This window comes from Winogradskyella poriferorum, assembly GCF_050618035.1.
Classification (GTDB): domain Bacteria; phylum Bacteroidota; class Bacteroidia; order Flavobacteriales; family Flavobacteriaceae; genus Winogradskyella; species Winogradskyella poriferorum_A.
The window spans coordinates 1-216 of record NZ_JBODPY010000274.1 but is presented as its reverse complement, the minus strand read 5'-3'; the positions used below and the strand labels follow the sequence as shown (position 1 = coordinate 216).

At 49.1% G+C, this 216-nt stretch carries 1 protein-coding gene; it reads right to left on the bottom strand.

What is annotated here, in order from left to right; translation table 11 throughout:
* A partial coding sequence (locus tag ACRHOC_RS15730; protein WP_431159505.1) for an OsmC family protein occupies positions 1-216 on the bottom strand: 216 nt, incomplete at both ends.

Below are 216 nucleotides of genomic sequence, written 5' to 3'. Positions count from 1 at the left end.
CATAGGGTTCAAATCGGCATCTACCTTCACTTCCATGCTCTTTAGATCTATCTTCTGTTGAGCTGCTGCAATACGGGCAATGCTGCCGATACAACCCGCTAAAGAGAAAAGGAAAAATTCGAGCGGTGTCGGCCCCTCATTAGTGCCGACACTCGCTAGCGGCTGATCAATGACTACCTGATGACCACGAATGTCTGCATTTATTGCCCATCCCTG